The 607-nt window shown below is 63.6% G+C and carries 1 protein-coding gene; it reads left to right on the forward strand.

Features of this window, described 5'->3' with window-relative positions; translation table 11 throughout:
* The coding region (locus E8E95_RS00020; protein ID WP_280347109.1) for an Ig-like domain-containing protein at window positions 1-607 on the forward strand (607 nt) is incomplete at both ends.

Consider the following 607-nt stretch of genomic DNA (forward strand, 5'->3'; position numbering starts at 1 on the left):
CAGTTCGGCCACCGGCAACGTGCTGGGCAACGACAGCGATGTGGACAACAGCCTCACCGTCGCGACCTTCAGCATCAATGGCGTCACCGGCACCTTCACGGCTGGCTCCAACGCCGTAATTGCCGGCGTGGGCACCCTGACCATCGCCGCCAACGGCAACTACACCTTCATCCCGGGGCAGAACTGGAATGGTTCGGTGCCGCAGGTCACCTACACCACCAATACCGGCAGCAGCTCAACGCTGGATATCACCGTTACCCCGGAAAACGATGCGCCGCTGGCGACCAACGACGGCCCGGTTCCGGTGATTGAGGACATCGCCGCGGTTGGCAATGTGCTGACCAATGACAGCGACGTCGATAACGACACGCTGACCGTCACTCAATTCGAGGTCGGTGGCAGCACCTACCTGGCTGGCCAGACCGCCACACTCGCAGGCGTCGGCACGCTGGTGATCAACGCCAACGGCAGCTTCACCTTCACCCCAGCCCCGAACTACAACGGCCCGGTGCCGACGGCGACCTACACCGTGTCCGACGGCACGGCCACCGACACCGCCGAGCTGAGCTTCGGTAATGTCACGCCGGTCGACGATGCGTCTGTTCTG

Source organism: Pseudomonas sp. BN414 (assembly GCF_029871275.1).
GTDB classification, from domain to species: Bacteria; Pseudomonadota; Gammaproteobacteria; order Pseudomonadales; family Pseudomonadaceae; genus Metapseudomonas; species Metapseudomonas resinovorans_C.